At 61.6% G+C, this 14,294-nt stretch carries 11 protein-coding genes; 6 read left to right on the top strand and 5 right to left on the bottom strand.

Annotated elements, in window-relative coordinates; genetic code table 11:
- Positions 1-2 precede the first annotated feature (2 nt).
- Both O6760_RS09110 and O6760_RS09105 read right to left on the bottom strand, forming a co-directional pair.
- Positions 3-1,775, bottom strand: coding sequence for a hypothetical protein (locus O6760_RS09110; protein WP_269585066.1), 1,773 nt, complete (start codon positions 1,773-1,775; stop codon positions 3-5).
- 15 nt (positions 1,776-1,790) lie between these two features.
- Positions 1,791-3,656, bottom strand: coding sequence for a hypothetical protein (locus tag O6760_RS09105; protein WP_269585065.1), 1,866 nt, complete (start codon positions 3,654-3,656; stop codon positions 1,791-1,793).
- A gap of 1,228 nt (positions 3,657-4,884) precedes the next feature.
- Here O6760_RS09105 and O6760_RS09100 point away from each other — a divergent pair.
- Positions 4,885-5,889: an LLM class flavin-dependent oxidoreductase gene (locus tag O6760_RS09100; RefSeq protein ID WP_269585064.1), complete on the top strand. Its 1,005-nt coding sequence runs from the start codon at positions 4,885-4,887 to the stop codon at positions 5,887-5,889.
- Positions 5,890-6,401: 512 nt separating this feature from the next.
- Here the strand turns inward: O6760_RS09100 and O6760_RS09095 are convergent.
- The 3 genes from O6760_RS09095 to phnF all read right to left on the bottom strand — a co-directional run bounded on the left by O6760_RS09095 (position 6,402) and on the right by phnF (position 10,217).
- A complete protein-coding gene (locus O6760_RS09095; protein ID WP_269585063.1) occupies positions 6,402-7,076 on the bottom strand; it encodes a DUF2290 domain-containing protein in 675 nt (224 codons plus the stop codon).
- Complete coding sequence (locus O6760_RS09090; protein ID WP_269585062.1) at positions 7,076-9,208, bottom strand: DEAD/DEAH box helicase; 2,133 nt, start codon at positions 9,206-9,208, stop codon at positions 7,076-7,078. The genes O6760_RS09095 and O6760_RS09090 overlap by 1 nt, the downstream gene beginning before the upstream one ends.
- A 274-nt stretch (positions 9,209-9,482) precedes the next feature.
- Positions 9,483-10,217, bottom strand: a complete 735-nt coding sequence (phnF, locus tag O6760_RS09085; RefSeq protein WP_269585061.1) for a phosphonate metabolism transcriptional regulator PhnF — start codon at positions 10,215-10,217, stop codon at positions 9,483-9,485.
- A gap of 124 nt (positions 10,218-10,341) precedes the next feature.
- On the opposite strand from phnF, the gene phnG reads away from it, so the two are divergent.
- Genes phnG through phnK form a run of 5 tightly spaced genes read left to right on the top strand, consistent with a single transcriptional unit; the run spans position 10,342 to position 14,293 of the window.
- Entirely contained in the window at positions 10,342-10,812 is a 471-nt protein-coding gene (gene phnG / locus O6760_RS09080; RefSeq protein WP_269585060.1) for a phosphonate C-P lyase system protein PhnG, read from the top strand.
- Positions 10,812-11,444 (top strand): phosphonate C-P lyase system protein PhnH, encoded by a 633-nt coding sequence (gene phnH, locus O6760_RS09075; protein WP_269585059.1) that lies wholly within the window; start codon positions 10,812-10,814, stop codon positions 11,442-11,444. Before phnG ends, phnH begins: the two co-directional genes overlap by 1 nt.
- Positions 11,445-11,448: 4 nt before the next feature.
- Complete coding sequence (locus O6760_RS09070) at positions 11,449-12,582, top strand: carbon-phosphorus lyase complex subunit PhnI (protein ID WP_269585058.1); 1,134 nt, start codon at positions 11,449-11,451, stop codon at positions 12,580-12,582.
- Positions 12,579-13,508, top strand: coding sequence for an alpha-D-ribose 1-methylphosphonate 5-phosphate C-P-lyase PhnJ (locus O6760_RS09065; protein ID WP_269585057.1), 930 nt, complete (start codon positions 12,579-12,581; stop codon positions 13,506-13,508). Before O6760_RS09070 ends, O6760_RS09065 begins: the two co-directional genes overlap by 4 nt.
- Positions 13,505-14,293, top strand: coding sequence for a phosphonate C-P lyase system protein PhnK (gene phnK / locus O6760_RS09060; protein ID WP_269585056.1), 789 nt, complete (start codon positions 13,505-13,507; stop codon positions 14,291-14,293). Before O6760_RS09065 ends, phnK begins: the two co-directional genes overlap by 4 nt.
- Position 14,294: the final 1 nt, after the last annotated feature.

The raw sequence follows: 14,294 nt of genomic DNA, 5'->3' as shown, positions 1-14,294 counted from the left end.
CGTCAGATCACGTCGAAGACGTGATCCAGCAGCATGATGCCCAGGCAGCCGGACGGGCTGAGCGTCTGGGCGCTGAGCAGGTGACCGCCGATGGTCTGGGCAGCCACTTCCGGCTTCGTGCCCTCCGGAACATTGTTGATGTTCTGGACCGTCAGGTAGACATCCCACTTGCCGGGTTTCGACGTCACCGGGATGCGCACCGATCCCCTGAAGCAGCATTGCCGGGTCCTGGCCGCGTTCACCTCGATCCGCGCCTCGCGCGCATCCTTCAGGATCGCCTCGAGCTGCTCTTTAGGAAGATTGATCCGGAAATCGCCCTCCCGGTCGAGACCCTCGACGCAATACTCGATCAGCACGGCCTCGCCGCCGCCGCCCATGACGTGTGTCGAGGAAATGCCGTTGCCCTTGACCGTGAGGGTGTGGACCACGCCCTGGGTTCCGTCCGTCACATCCTCGCCGACGAGCGCGCCGCCTGCGAAGGCGCGCAGCCGGACGGGCCGGCTGGTGTATTGCACCACCTTGATCCGGACCTCGGAGACGGGAGGATGGCTGAACTGAATGCCGCGCGCCGGCAGCAGCAGGCCCTTGGCGGGCTCTCCCCAGTTGACGATCGCCATGTTCTGCTGCTGGGGCTGCAGGTAGCCGAGCCAGTCGAAGCTGCCCTTGTAGATGACCTCGCCGTTTTCCATCTCGAAGAAGCGGATGCAATCCAGGTCTTCCTCTTCGCCCATGGGATCCTCGTCGCAGGGTACCGGCTGCAGGATCGAGCGCACGGCCGTGGTCGGCTGATCGTGCGGGATCAGATGGGCGACCACGTGGTAGTCGTTGCAGGTCCGCTCGAGCTGGTAGTCCCAGATCGAGGCGAAGATGGTCGCCCGCTCGCCCGGATTGTAGCCCGGCTTGTCGGTGAGGACCTGCTTGCCGAGCAGGAACTGGGCATTGGCGACCTTCTCGCGTTCCTCGTGGACCATGATCCGCTGGTCCGTTTCGCGTTCGTAGCGCCAGATGGTCTCGGCCTTGAACGGATAGCCCGGCAGCGGCAGGTCGTAGTAGAGGATCTCGTTGGAGACCCGCTCGCGCAGGGTCTTTTCCCCGGCGGGCGGCACGGTTGCGTCCTGGCCGCGGCGCGTCTGGTCCTTGTAGTCGGAACAGGCCGCCGCGATCGCCGCCGCCGCGGCGCCGCCGTAGCAGATCGCCGCGATCGGATCCGGGCTTTCCCACTCGATCAGGGACGTGATCAGCGGCCCGCAGGCAAGCACCTTGCCGATCGCCTCCACGTGATCGCCGCCGGTCGGGTGCCCGGGCTGGATGATCTGGTCGCCGGCCGAGCCGCCGTCGGCCCACACGTGCCAGTTCGACAGGCCGACCGGCGCGCCGGTCGCATTGTCGGTTCCCAGGATGCCCAGCGTGCCATTGCCGTTGAACCACAGCACGTGCTGTTCGGAATTGGAGGACGCCGGACCGCCGAGCAGCGGATCGTATTTGCGCTCGTCGCGCTGACCGACGGAGCCCTTGACGAATTTCTGGTCCCGGACATCGGTCGGAAAGCCGTCGATTTCCTTCGGGATCGGCCGCGAGCCCTTTGTCTCGATGACCCGTTCGGACGGCAGTTTCTCGTTGACGTAGAAGAGGATCGCCAGACCGTCCTGATGCTTGCCGCCGCGCTCGGGCGCGCCGAAGCCGATGGCGGTCACGTTGGGATCGTCGGCATATTCTGCCCGCAGACGGCGCACGCTCGCCTGGATACGGGCAACGGTTTCGTTGATTTCAACCATGTCGCATGCACTCCGTCAGATGGTGATGTTGAGGATACGCTGGACGTCCTCAAGCAGCGAGGCGGTGGCGTTGTCCCCCGAGCCGTCGGCGGAACCTGAGTGGTTCAGGCCCACCGGGCGCAAAGTATCCGTATGGATCCAGACCGAGCCGGAATCGCCCGGCTGGCTTGTCGGCTCGTCGAACGCGGGATCCCGGGTGATCTGCAGCTGGTCGATGCTCCAGCTGGCCGCCGGGTGCCCGACCGGCGACAAGGCGGTCATGATGCCGTGGGTGAAGCCGGAGGTCGCCCCGGATTTGAACACCTTGCGCTGCGGATCGTCAAAGGGCAGCGCGAGCAGGTTGGCGACCTCCGCGGCCGTCAGCACGTTTCCGGTCACGGCGGTGACCATGCCGTTCAGCGCCGTCAGCGGATTGAGGAAATCCTCGTCCGACTGCGCATCGAGAACGGTGTTCATCGCCAGGGCCCGGTCCGTGTCGATCACGCACAGCGCCGCGTCGATGTCGTCCTGCTGGAACGCTCCCAGGGTGCCGATGACATTGTCCTCGTCCTGGTAGGCGATGTCGGCGGCTTCCGCGATCATGCCCGCGACCAGGAGGATCACGGCGATGATGATCAGCAGCACCTTCCACCAGGGGTCGTCATAGGGCAGCGGCCCGTACTGGCCTTCGAAGGGATCCGTCGGCGTCACCGTGTAGTCGAACCTGGTCGGGAAGGCGAGAAACGGCGGATACTGCCATTTGCCGTCGCCCGGGAACCGCGGGTCGCGGCCGCCGCCCCAGGGGTCGGACGGATCGTACCCGCCGCCACCGCCCGGGAAGCCCGGCAGATCGCGGCAATTGCAGTAGCAGGTCAGCAGTTTCTGGATCAGGCAGGGGTCGATATCCTTGCCCTTCAGCAGCGCGTCGAGCGCGCGCCGCAGCTCTTTTACCCCCGGGTTGCGGCGCCGGCCGCGCCGGCCCGGCTTGTCGCCGCCGCCCTTGCCGTCGGAGCCGTCCAGGCGCCTGCGCCGTTTCTTGGCCGTGATCCGATCGATGGCGACCTCGCGCAGCTGCACGCGGATTTCGCCTTCCTGCACCTCTGAAACGATCTGCCCCGTGGTCTCGTCGATATAGGACGATGACACGAAGATCTGCTTGGTCTGGAAGCGGCGGGGATCGCCGGGATCGGCCATGCCGGCCCGGTTGGTGACGGAAAAGGTGACCTCGTGCTTGCGCGGCGCGGCCTCACGCACGTCGATCTTGAAATAGAACACCCTGGACCGGTCCGGCTCCAGCCCTTCCAGGCTGATGCCGGTTCCCGACAGCTTCTGGCCGAGCATGTCGAGTTCCTGCTGGGTGAAGCTGCCGATCACGTCGATGCCGCGCGCGGCGAGCTGCGCCCGGCTCTGCGGCGTGATGTCGAGCACGTGGTCGGGCCCGAAGGCGAGCCCCCAGTGGTTCTCGACCCTGACGCCCATGTAATAGACGCCGATCGCCGTCTCGAAGATGCCGTCGGGCATCTGGCCGAGATCCAGGATCCGGACGGCAAACGGCCGGACCGGGATCTCGAACAGCGTGTCGCCCTGCCAGCGCGCGTCCCATTCGATGTCCTCGAAGTCGGGCTGCGGCAGCGGGTCTTCCGCGCCGATGGTCGCCCTGATGTCGATGCGGTCGGGCGCCGCGTCGATCACCATGTCCGATTCCTTCCACGGCTCGCCCGCGTTTTCGCGGTATTCCGCGCGCAATTTCCAGTGAACGCCGTCGACGACTTTCGCCGGGCCGACGACACCGTCGAAGGTTCCTCCTCCGGAAGACGCTCCGTCGATCACATACCGGTTTTCCCAGTTGTGGATCGCCTTGACGACCTCAAGCCGCCATTTTCCATATAAATCGATAGCCACTGAAATATCTCCAATCTGCAGTCAAATTCCTGCGTCCGGGCAAGCGCTCCCCGTCGCCGGAACACCCGTCGAGGCGCCCGGCCGGCCGGATTGCGATTGCTCTTGCCAGTGCTGTTGCCAGTGCTTTTTCAGGAGTGACCCCGAATTGCCGTCACTCGGCCCCGGTCACGCTGTGCGCGCACCGGGTCTTCAAAATAAATTCGACCGAGAGACCGGCTGGGGTCACCCCTTCACTGTTGGCCGGATCACCGGACGCTCGAACGCAAAACCGTGGAGCGCCGGATGTGTCATCGCTAAAAAAATACATTTTCCGGCACCCGGCCCGCCGTCAGACGGACGCAAGGTGCGCCGGATCGGAAAACATTCCTCCGTGACCGGTTGAACGCCCGATCCGGCCGATCCTGAAATCGGCGGCCAAACCTGGTTCCATCGCTGTAGTCTTGAAGCTGGCATCCCGGTTGAAAAAGGATCCGGAGTGCCAGTCCCGCGGCCAACGCCGCAATCAATCAATAAGTGTCATATCATTTTCAATACACGCATATGGTGACGCCATTTGCGGCCTTTGTAAAGCCTCCGTAATCCGGACAAGGGTGCGGCAGGACCGGAAACCGGCAGCCAGGGGCACGCCTCCAGCCCTCCGGAGACAGGCGCGACAGTAGCCGCAAGATATTGAAAAAACGACAGCATTCCTGCATCCGGGACTCCTGCCCCGCCTGTCGAACCGGCCCACAGCCGCCGGTCTGCCGTTGTGTCTTGCGGCCCTCCCGTGCGCCCGGCACCCCCGAAGATGCGCCCGGACCGGCGACGCGCCGCCGGCCGCCGCGCATCCTTAAAAAACGCGCCGCAGGACTTGCATCGCCGATTGCCGATGAATAGGTGAACCGGCAAGGGTACGGGCCTGATAGTGTCCGGTTTGAACGACCGTGTTTTCAGCAGACTGCCGAGACGTCGTGCCGGACATGAAACAGATAGGCCGCTTGCACCCCTCTCCGCCCTTGCGGGGCAGGGCAATCGCATTTGGCAGTGCCTGGCTCCCTCTCCCGGTGGGAGAGGGGTGGGGTGAGGGAACAAATGCCTGTGAAGACCGAAGAGGTCTGTCCCCTCACCCGGACCTTCGGTCCGACCTCTCCCGGCGGGAGAGGTAAACTGGCGACTGCGGACGGGTCGTCTGTCAAATGCGATTGCCCTACCTTGCGGGGAGCGGGGCGCAAATGGTCCGGAGGACGCCATGCAACATTTTTCGCTGCTCGACCTGTCGCCGGTGCCGGAAGGCGGCACGGCCGCCGAGGCGCTTGCCAATACGGTCGACCTCGCCAGGACGGCGGAGAAGGCCGGCTATCACCGCTTCTGGCTCGCCGAACACCACAACATGCCCGGCATCGCCAGCGCCGCGACCGCCGTCGTCATCGGCCATGTCGCCGGGGCAACCTCGACCCTGCGCGTCGGCGCCGGCGGCATCATGCTGCCGAACCACGCCCCGCTCGTGGTCGCCGAACAATTCGGGACGCTGGCAACGCTTTATCCCGGCCGGATCGATCTCGGGCTTGGCCGCGCGCCGGGAACCGACATGGAAACCGCCCGGGCGCTGCGCCGTCACATGGCCCCCGAGGACGGCTTCCCCCAGGATGTCGCGGACCTGATCGCCTATCTCGGCCCGGCACGGGACGGCGCAAGGGTGCGCGCGGTTCCGGGCGAGGGAACGCAGGTCCCGGTCTGGATCCTCGGGTCCAGCCTCTACGGCGCGCAACTGGCGGCCTTTCTGGGCCTGCCCTATGCCTTCGCATCCCATTTCGCGCCGGACATGCTGGCCGAAGCGCTCGCCATCTACCGGTCCGGTTTCAAACCCTCCGCTTTTCTGGCCGAGCCCCATGCCATGATGGCGGCCGGTGTCTGCGTCGCGGACACCGACGAGGAGGCGGACTTCCTGCGCTCCTCCCAGCGCCTCGCCTTTGCCCGCCTGCGCTCCGGCAATCCCGGCAAGCTGCCCCGCCCGACCAACGCTATCGAGGCCGAAATTCCGGCGCCGGTGCTGTCACAGGTCGATCATGCCCTGTCGTGTTCGGCGACCGGGTCGCCTGCAACGGTCCGGGACCGGCTGAAGGAGCTGATCGAGCGCCACCGGCCGGACGAACTGATGGTCACCGGCATGATCCACGATCACGCCGCCAGGCTCCGCTCCTTCGAACTCGCCGCCGGGGTCCTGGCGGACCTCAAAACGCAGAAGGCCGCTTGAGGGGCGGTCTCGGCCGTCTTTGCAAAAGCAGCTGTTGCCGTTGTGGGCCGCACTGCCCCGGCGCTATGATCTCGGGGCCTGCGCGATCCTGACTCAGCTCCGGTTCCGCACCCGGGCTAGCCGCACCACCTTCCGCCGCCGCCAGGTCGCCTCCAAGGCTTCCACCTTCGCCGAAGCCGCCGCCTCCATCACCTGCGCCGGCGTCACGGCGCTCGTCGCTGCGGGGAGTGCGTTGGTGGTGGTGCCGTGGTGTTGTTGGTAATTGTGCTGGGATGTGCGTGGGGGGTGAGGCCCAGGGGAGGGGGCAGTAGAGCGGGGTGCGTTCGAGATGAAGGGCTGCTTTAGGTGCCTAAATTGACATTTTTCGGTGCGCTACAAGGTCCCGATTGCAGTCTGTCGTTGCGCGTCAGGTGCGGGGCTTTTGGCGACAATACACGGACACTCGTGGCGAGTTTTGAGTAAAATAGAATTGACCGTACCGTTTTTAATAAAACTCAAAATGTTTTCTACTTTTACTCGTTAAAAAAGCTCCAGTGTAAGTCGCAACGTTCACGCTTTGTAGCGGTAATTGGAAAATCTTGAGCTACCCTTCTCCAATCTGAGCACAACTCATGGTAGGGAGTATTGTAAAATGCTCTGAGCACAAAATTCAGAAATCTATGAGGCGTCAATGCACCGATAACGGGTATTCGGCAATTCCTGTACTGCCCCACAGTAAAATGTGAAGCTGGATGCACATAATCTTCGAATGCCGCAAGATCAAAATCGAATCTAATTGGAGTAGTAACAATGTCTTTCATTACAACTTCAGCAAAAAGAATGTCGGTTTCATAGACTTCAGGATCATTTTGGTACTCCAGTAAATCTGGTGATGGATAGAACGATAGCACGTGCTTGAGAAGTTCCCCCCCTCTAAATCGATACCGAAGCTGAACCAGTGCGCCATCGATGAGACGCATATTGAACGCCCTTTTTTCTCTAATGACTTCATATGTTTCTGCATATGGCCTATTGCGAAGCGCGACCGACACCTCTTCCAATCCAGCGATCGAAACCTCATCAACAGCGCCATCGTCAGAAGCGTAGCTGGCTTGCCTTGGAAAGTTCGGTTCAACACATAATCCGACTTCTATCATTTTGGCGGTCAAATCTCGGATTTCTGAGGCTATTGAGTTTATGTCAGCCATCAATGCTTGCCTAGAAGTTCGCGAAGTGTTTCAAGATCTTTCTCGGGCAGGTCGTCCAACTGCACATCACCAGCAGCAAGCTGTTGAACTAGAGTTGACATTTTTTGCTTTGCAGACTTCACATTTTGCTTCTCTTCAGCTGACATGTCGCGATTTACGACACGCAGTCGCGCTCTTAGTCGCTCGTTCGGATATACGAAGTCTAGACAATAATCATTGCGCAGTATCTCGTTGTACTCCGCAGTGAGTGCTTCCATTTTTGGGCCGTGTCCTATTACACGAACCCAAGCTTTGCTTCGGGTCATAGCGGTAAAGAGTCTGTTTCTGACTTTTCCGATTTCGCCGAATGAACTATAGCAATCCTGAGCATTAATGACATAAACCATCCCCGCTTCGTTGCCTTTGGCACGGAATATTCCAGTGAAGGCGACAGAGCCCTCATCTGGCTTAAAGAAAACATCTCCCGATGTATCGACCCCCGCGAGATGCGAAGGAATCCCTCTGTCGAACAGGATTTTCCTTATTGGTCCGACCTGCTTAGCTGTGCTTATTGGGTCGGGGTTGATGACGATTATGTCTTCTGGGCGGAGTTCATCGTTCGAAATATTCTTAACGATCTGGTCGGCGATCCAGTGCGCCTGCTCATTCGCATTCTGAAAATGACCAAAAATTATTAAATCTTCGACCTTGCCAGGGTTTTCGAGAAAATCTGGACTTGCCAACTTTGTTCGGCCCAGCTTCACCCGCTTGTCGTCTTTTAGTTCTCCGTCGAGGACTTCGTAACCAACGTCTGTCCAAAGCTCTGCACGATCAAACATTTGGGTTAGTCCCGTGCCCAGTTTTTCATCCGGTTCACGATAGATGCCAAAGCCTAAAGCATGCGCAGATGCTAGCACCGGTCTGGAGTTGCGGTAACACTTGTCCAGGATAATGTCTTGGCTTGCTACCGTACCATCGAATGTTACCAGGGGTTTTCCTTGATTATCGAGACCAAAAATCTCCTCAGGTGCAGGCAGACTGGCGTCAGTCAACGACTGCAATTCGTCGTAGGCGTAAACTAACCGCTTTTCTGCACTTAGCGAGTGATAACACAACTGCAAGAATGCTGGATCAAAGTCTTGAGCTTCATCAATGAGGATTGCGTCATAAAGCGGCGAAATCGACTTCACCTCGGACATTGCAGCAGCGGTAGCACCAGCGAAAGCTTTTTCGTAACCGTATTTTGCCTTAGCCTGTTGGAAGTCAAAATATGTGGCTCCGTTTTGTACACAGAATTGGTAGTAAATACCTGTGCGACTAGCGCCTCCCGGGGCCCCCCAAGCATTAATAACTTTTATGTTTTCGTTTGGCTGCTCACCTGTTTGTTCTACGACAAAAGTCTCAATCAATCGCATGAACTGTTCTTTTAGAGACCGCGTGTTGAATGTTACTGCGATTTTCCAATTAGGGTTCTGCGAATGAAGATAAGCAGCCTTTAGTGCGAGCACAATTGTCTTACCTGATCCAGCGAGCCCTCTAATACGTTGAACCCCCTCAACTGTCTCAATAACTGCCTTACTTTGCCGCGCATCCAAGTTAGCAATCGAGTCTTCTAGGGCTTGCAGAGCGGCGCCATGAGAGTCCGCTCGCTCGTTGGTCCGACGACGTCGGTTTCTGCGAATAGTGGAAATCGACTGAATGATAGAAAGGACGGCCTCATACAACTGAGGATCATCCCACTCTATCGATCTGATCGCCTCAACGATATCTGTATCGTTCACCAATCGGTGTTCGTCTTCGTCTTCCGCGGGATCAAGCAGTGGAGCGTAAGTCAGGGTCGCCGGTACTGCCAAGAGTTTTCGGCCCTTACGCAGCACCTTATGTTGCATGAATTTTGCATCCAAAAGGCTGGCAACATCGTCTTGATGTTCCCCATAACCTTCCGCGTCTTTTCCTTCGACCAAGTTGATAGCAACAACACCATGGTCTCTAGAAATCAATAGTGCATCAATAGAGACGGACTCGTCAGAGGAAGATAATACCGGATAACCGACGTACAGGACGCCCTCTAAATCAGAGAAATTGTCTTCAAAGATTTCTACGAGCCGTTCCGTTGAGACCGGTTTCCTAGCTGATCCCTTGATGATTTCCACTTGGACGTCTTCCTTATATCAGCATCACCAACAATCAATGGATCAACTCAGTTCTGCCTTCGGAGCACTTCGCAAATTTTTCCGCTCCGCAAGTTGTTCAGGCCCTTGCATGATTGCGCTCAACCTTTTGCAAGCGCGAATTCAGACTGGAATATGCCAACGCTCGGCGTGCGTTGACAAGGGCATCGAGCATGAACGCCTCGTTACATGGTATGCATACTGTCGACTTCCGTCAGCTGACACGCACAAACTGATGGTCGCCTCCCAACCCCCCTCACCCACTCACCACCAACTGCATCCGGTCCGCCGCGATCCGCCCGCGGGTGTATTGCAGCGGCTTGCCGTCCGTGTCGAGGTTGACGCTTTCGACGACCATCACCGGCTGGCCCAAGGATATCCCGAGTTGCTGGGCGTCTCTTGCCTCGACCAGTTCGGCGGTGATGCGGGTTTCCTTGCGGTTATAGTCGGTGATGCCGGCGCGGTTCAGCGCCTGGGTGATCGAGCCGGTGTCGGCATAGTCGGCGACGAAATTGGGAACGCGCGCCTGCTCGAACCAGCTGGTGGCGACGATCATCGGGATGCCGTCGGCGACGCGTAACGACTCCACCCGGATCAGAAGCGTGCCGAGCGGCACAGACAATTGGTTGGCGAGGAGGGCGTCGGCCTCTTCCACCGCCGAGCCGATCAGGCGGCCGTCGGGGGCCCGGTCCTGGCCGGAGACGATTTCCGAAAACCGCGTGCGCGGCCCGATCGGGTAGCTCAAGGGGGCTGAGGCGACGAAGGTGCCGCGGCCCTGGTCGGCCCGCAGGATCCCTTCCGAGGTCAGCGCGGCAATGGCGCGGCGTACCGTGTGCCGGTTGACGCCGAAGCGGGTGGCAAGTTCGGATTCCGGCGGCAGGCGGCTGCCCTTTTCGAACGCGCCGCTGACGATTTCCGCCTTGAGCGTTTCCATGATCTGCCGCCAGACGGCAATCCCCGCGCTGCGGTCGAGAGTGGTGTTGGTCGTCATGCGCTCGTCATCAAATTTCGGTACCAAAGAGTCAACCTGATTATTTGTCTAGACAAATAGACAAATCAAGTTTAGACCCTTGCGCATTCTCCCAGATGACCGCCCAACCCAAAAGGCGCGATCCATGACAGACACCACCACTTCCGATCCGACCGACACCAACGGTGCCCGCAAAGCCCTGATGGCGACGCTTGCGGCAAGCTCGCCCGAGGCCGTTGCCGAAAAATTCGAAACCCTCAGCCCGCCCGCCTTCGATTTGGTGCGCCAGCCGGAAACCGGCCTGGTGATGGTGCGCGGCCGCATGGGTGGCACCGGCAGCCCGTTCAATCTCGGCGAAGTGACCGTGACCCGCTGCGTCGTCCGCCTGGAAAGCGGCGAGACCGGCAGCGCCTACAGCCTCGGCCGCAACAAGCAGAAGGCGCTGCAATCGGCCGTCATCGACGCGCTGTGGCAGCGCGCCGACATGAAGGCCCGGATCGAGGCCGACGTCATCGCGCCGCTGGCCGAGACCCAGACCACCGGGAAAGACACCATCCGCGAAGAGACCGAGGCCACCAAGGTCAACTTCTTCACCATGGTGCGGGGAGACAACTGATGACGCTTGCAACTATCGCCGACACCGGCGCGGCGCCGCTGGCCGCCGGGTTCTCCGACCCGGTCCATGACGCGCAAGGCTGTTTCCGCGCGGTGATGAACGCCATGGCCCGGCCGGGCACGCGCCAGGTGATCCCGACCGGTGGGTTGACCCCGCCCGCGCCGCTGACGCCCGTTGCCGCCGCGCTGGCACTGACCCTCATCGACTATGACACCCCCGTCTGGCTCGACAAGCCGCTGATGAGCTGCGAAGCCGTCAAGCAGTTCCTCAGGTTTCACACCGGCGCGCCGATTGTCAGCGAGCCGGTCGAGGCTTCGTTTGCGCTGGTCAGCGCCCCGGTCAGCATGATCCCGCTGGCAAGCTTCAACCAGGGCTCATTGGAATATCCGGACCGCTCGACCACGGCGATCCTCACTGGCCAGACCTTCAGCGCCGGCCCGGCGGTGATGCTGGAAGGCCCGGGCATCCGGGAGACCGAACTGTTCCGCACCGGTCCGGTGCCGCCGGTCTTCTGGGACCAGGTGATCGCCAACAATCGCCAGTTCCCGCGCGGCATCGACCTGGTGTTTGCGGGCGCGGCCGAAGCCGCCGCCCTGCCCCGCTCCACCCGCATCACGCTTCAGGAGGCTTGAGCCCATGTATGTTGCCGTCAAGGGTGGCGAAAAGGCCATCCGCAACGCCCACAAGCTGACCGCCAAGCGGCGCCGGGGCGACACCTCCGTTCCGGCCCTCACCCTGGAGCAGATCGCCGAACAGCTCAGCCACTCGGTCGCCCGGGTGATGGGCGAGGGCTCGCTCTATGACGAGAGCCTCGCCGCGCTTGCCATCAAGCAGGCAAGGGGCGACCTGATCGAGGCCGCCTTCCTGATGCGCGCCTACCGCACCACGCTGCCGCGGTTCGGCTACAGCCGGCCCGTCGACACCGGCGCCATGCTGGTCGAGCGCCGCGTGTCGGCCACCTACAAGGACCTGCCCGGCGGGCAGGTTCTGGGCCCGACTTTCGACTACAGCCACCGGCTGCTCGACTTCGCGCTGGCCGCGGAGGATGACGGCGCAGAGCCTGAAGTGGAGACCGCCGAACCGCAGGACACAGCCATGCCGCGCGTCACCGATCTTCTGGGTGATGAAGGCCTGATGGAGCCGGATCCGGTGACCGACGAGGACGCGGCCGTCGGCGACCTGACCCGCGAACCGCTGTCCTTTCCCGCCGACCGGGACTTGCGCCTTCAAAACCTCGCCCGCGGCGACGAGGGCTTCCTGCTGGCGCTCGCCTATTCCACCCAGCGCGGTTATGGCCGCACGCATCCGTTCGCCGGCGAGATCCGCTACGGCGAAGTCGAGGTGGAGTTCTTTGCCGAGGAACTCGGCTTTGCCGTCACGCTCGGCACCATCAAGGTGACCGAATGCCAGATGGTCAACCAGTTCAAGGGCTCGGCCAAGACCGCGCCGACCTTCACCCGCGGCTATGGCCTCGTCTTCGGCCAGGTCGAGCGCAAGGCCATGTCCATGGCCATGGTCGACCGGTCCCTGCGCTGGCAGGAGCTCGGCGAGGAACAGACCGCACCGGCCCAGGACACCGAATTCGTCCTGTCCCATTCCGACAACATCCAGGCGACCGGCTTCGTCGAGCACCTGAAACTGCCGCATTACGTCGACTTCCAGGCCGAGCTCGGCCTGGTGCGCCAGATGCGGGACGAGTGGTTCGAAAAACGCCGCCAGGAAGACAACGACAAGGAAGAGGGCCGTGCAGCCCGGGAGGCCGCAGAATGAACGACACGGCTCAGATTTTCGATCAGGGCGAATACAATTTCGCCTATCTGGACGAACAGACCAAGCGCATGATCCGCCGCGCGATCCTGAAGGGCATCGCCATCCCGGGCTACCAGGTGCCGTTCGCCTCCCGCGAGATGCCGATGCCCTATGGCTGGGGCACCGGCGGGGTGCAGGTCACGGCGGCTATCCTTGGGCGTGACGATTGCCTGAAGATGATCGACCAGGGCTCGGACGACACCACCAACGCGGTCTCCCTGCGCGGTTTCTTCGAAAAGACCGCCGGCATCCGCACCACCTATGAGACGTCCGAGGCCACCGTCATCCAGACCCGCCACCGCATCCCGGAAAAGACCCTCACCGAGGACCAGGTGCTGGTGTTCCAGGTGCCGATCCCCGAGCCGCTGCGGTTTTTGGAGCCGCGCGAGACGGAGACCCGCAAGATGCACGCGCTGGAAGATTACGGCCTGATGCATGTGAAGCTTTACGAGGACATCGCCAAAAACGGCCACATCGCCACCACCTATGCCTATCCGGTGAAGGTCAACGACCGCTACGTGATGGACCCGTCGCCGACGCCGAAATTCGACAATCCGAAGATCGACCAGATGGCCGCGCTGCAGCTTTACGGCGCCGGCCGCGAGAAGCGCATCTACGCCATTCCGCCCTATACCAAGGTCAAGAGCCTCGACTTCGAGGACTATCCCTTCGAGGTGCAAAAATTCGACAAGCCCTGCGGCCTGTGCGGCGCCGAGAATGTCTATCTCGACGAGGTCATTCTCGATGACCAGGGCGGGCGCATGTTCGTCTGCTCCGACAGCGACCATTGCGAGGAACGGCGCGCGGACGGCCATCTCGGCCCCATGGCCGCCAGCCCGGCGGCCCACCAGTTCGACGGCACCAAGGCAGAGGAGACAGCCCGATGAATGCCTTTCACGCCGAGGACCCGCTGCTGCAGGTCCACAACGTCACCCGCTACTACGGCGACCGGGTCGGCTGCGCGGACGTCTCCTTCGACCTCTGGCCCGGCGAAGTGCTGGCGATTGTCGGCGAGAGCGGCTCCGGCAAGACGACCCTGCTCAACTGCCTGTCGACCCGCCTGGCGCCGACCGCCGGCGCCATCGAGTACCGCATGCGCGACGGCGCCATGCGCAATCTCTACCAGCTGACCGAGGCCGAGCGGCGCCTGCTGATGCGCACCGACTGGGGCTTCGTGCACCAGAACGCTGCCGACGGGTTGCGCATGAACGTGTCGGCCGGCGCCAATGTCGGCGAGCGGCTGATGGCGGTCGGCGACCGCCATTACGGCAACATCCGCGCCACCGCCGACGACTGGCTGGGCCGGGTGGAAATCGACAGTGACCGCATCGACGACGACCCGCGCTCGTTCTCCGGCGGCATGCGCCAGCGCCTGCAGATCGCCCGCAACCTGGTGACCCGCCCCCGGCTGGTGTTCATGGACGAACCGACCGGCGGGCTTGACGTCTCCGTGCAGGCCCGTCTCCTGGACCTGCTGCGCCGGCTGGTCGCCGATCTCGGCCTGTCGGTGGTGATCGTCACCCACGATCTCGCCGTTGCCCGGCTGCTGTCGCACCGGATCATGGTGATGCGCCACGGCAATGTCATTGAAAGCGGCCTGACCGACCAGGTGCTCGACGATCCGCGCGAGCCCTACACCCAGCTGCTCGTTTCCTCCATTCTCCAGGTGTAAA

The sequence above is a fragment of the Roseibium sp. Sym1 genome, from assembly GCF_027359675.1.
In the GTDB taxonomy this organism is placed as follows: Bacteria; Pseudomonadota; Alphaproteobacteria; order Rhizobiales; family Stappiaceae; genus Roseibium.
The sequence above is the reverse complement of the archived record's forward strand: the minus strand, read 5'-3'. Positions and strand labels throughout refer to the sequence as shown.

Bases quoted from the DNA above. Each gene is read 5' to 3' on its own strand.
- O6760_RS09070 (WP_269585058.1), top strand. From the start codon at position 11,449: ATGTATGTTGCCGTCAAGGGTGGCGAAAAGGCCATCCGCAACGCCCAC.
- phnG (WP_269585060.1), top strand. From the start codon at position 10,342: ATGACAGACACCACCACTTCCGATCCGACCGACACCAACGGTGCCCGC.
- phnF (WP_269585061.1), bottom strand. From the start codon at position 10,217: ATGACGACCAACACCACTCTCGACCGCAGCGCGGGGATTGCCGTCTGG.
- O6760_RS09110 (WP_269585066.1), bottom strand. From the start codon at position 1,775: ATGGTTGAAATCAACGAAACCGTTGCCCGTATCCAGGCGAGCGTGCGC.
- O6760_RS09095 (WP_269585063.1), bottom strand. From the start codon at position 7,076: ATGGCTGACATAAACTCAATAGCCTCAGAAATCCGAGATTTGACCGCC.
- phnK (WP_269585056.1), top strand. From the start codon at position 13,505: ATGAATGCCTTTCACGCCGAGGACCCGCTGCTGCAGGTCCACAACGTC.
- O6760_RS09100 (WP_269585064.1), top strand. From the start codon at position 4,885: ATGCAACATTTTTCGCTGCTCGACCTGTCGCCGGTGCCGGAAGGCGGC.
- phnH (WP_269585059.1), top strand. From the start codon at position 10,812: ATGACGCTTGCAACTATCGCCGACACCGGCGCGGCGCCGCTGGCCGCC.
- O6760_RS09065 (WP_269585057.1), top strand. From the start codon at position 12,579: ATGAACGACACGGCTCAGATTTTCGATCAGGGCGAATACAATTTCGCC.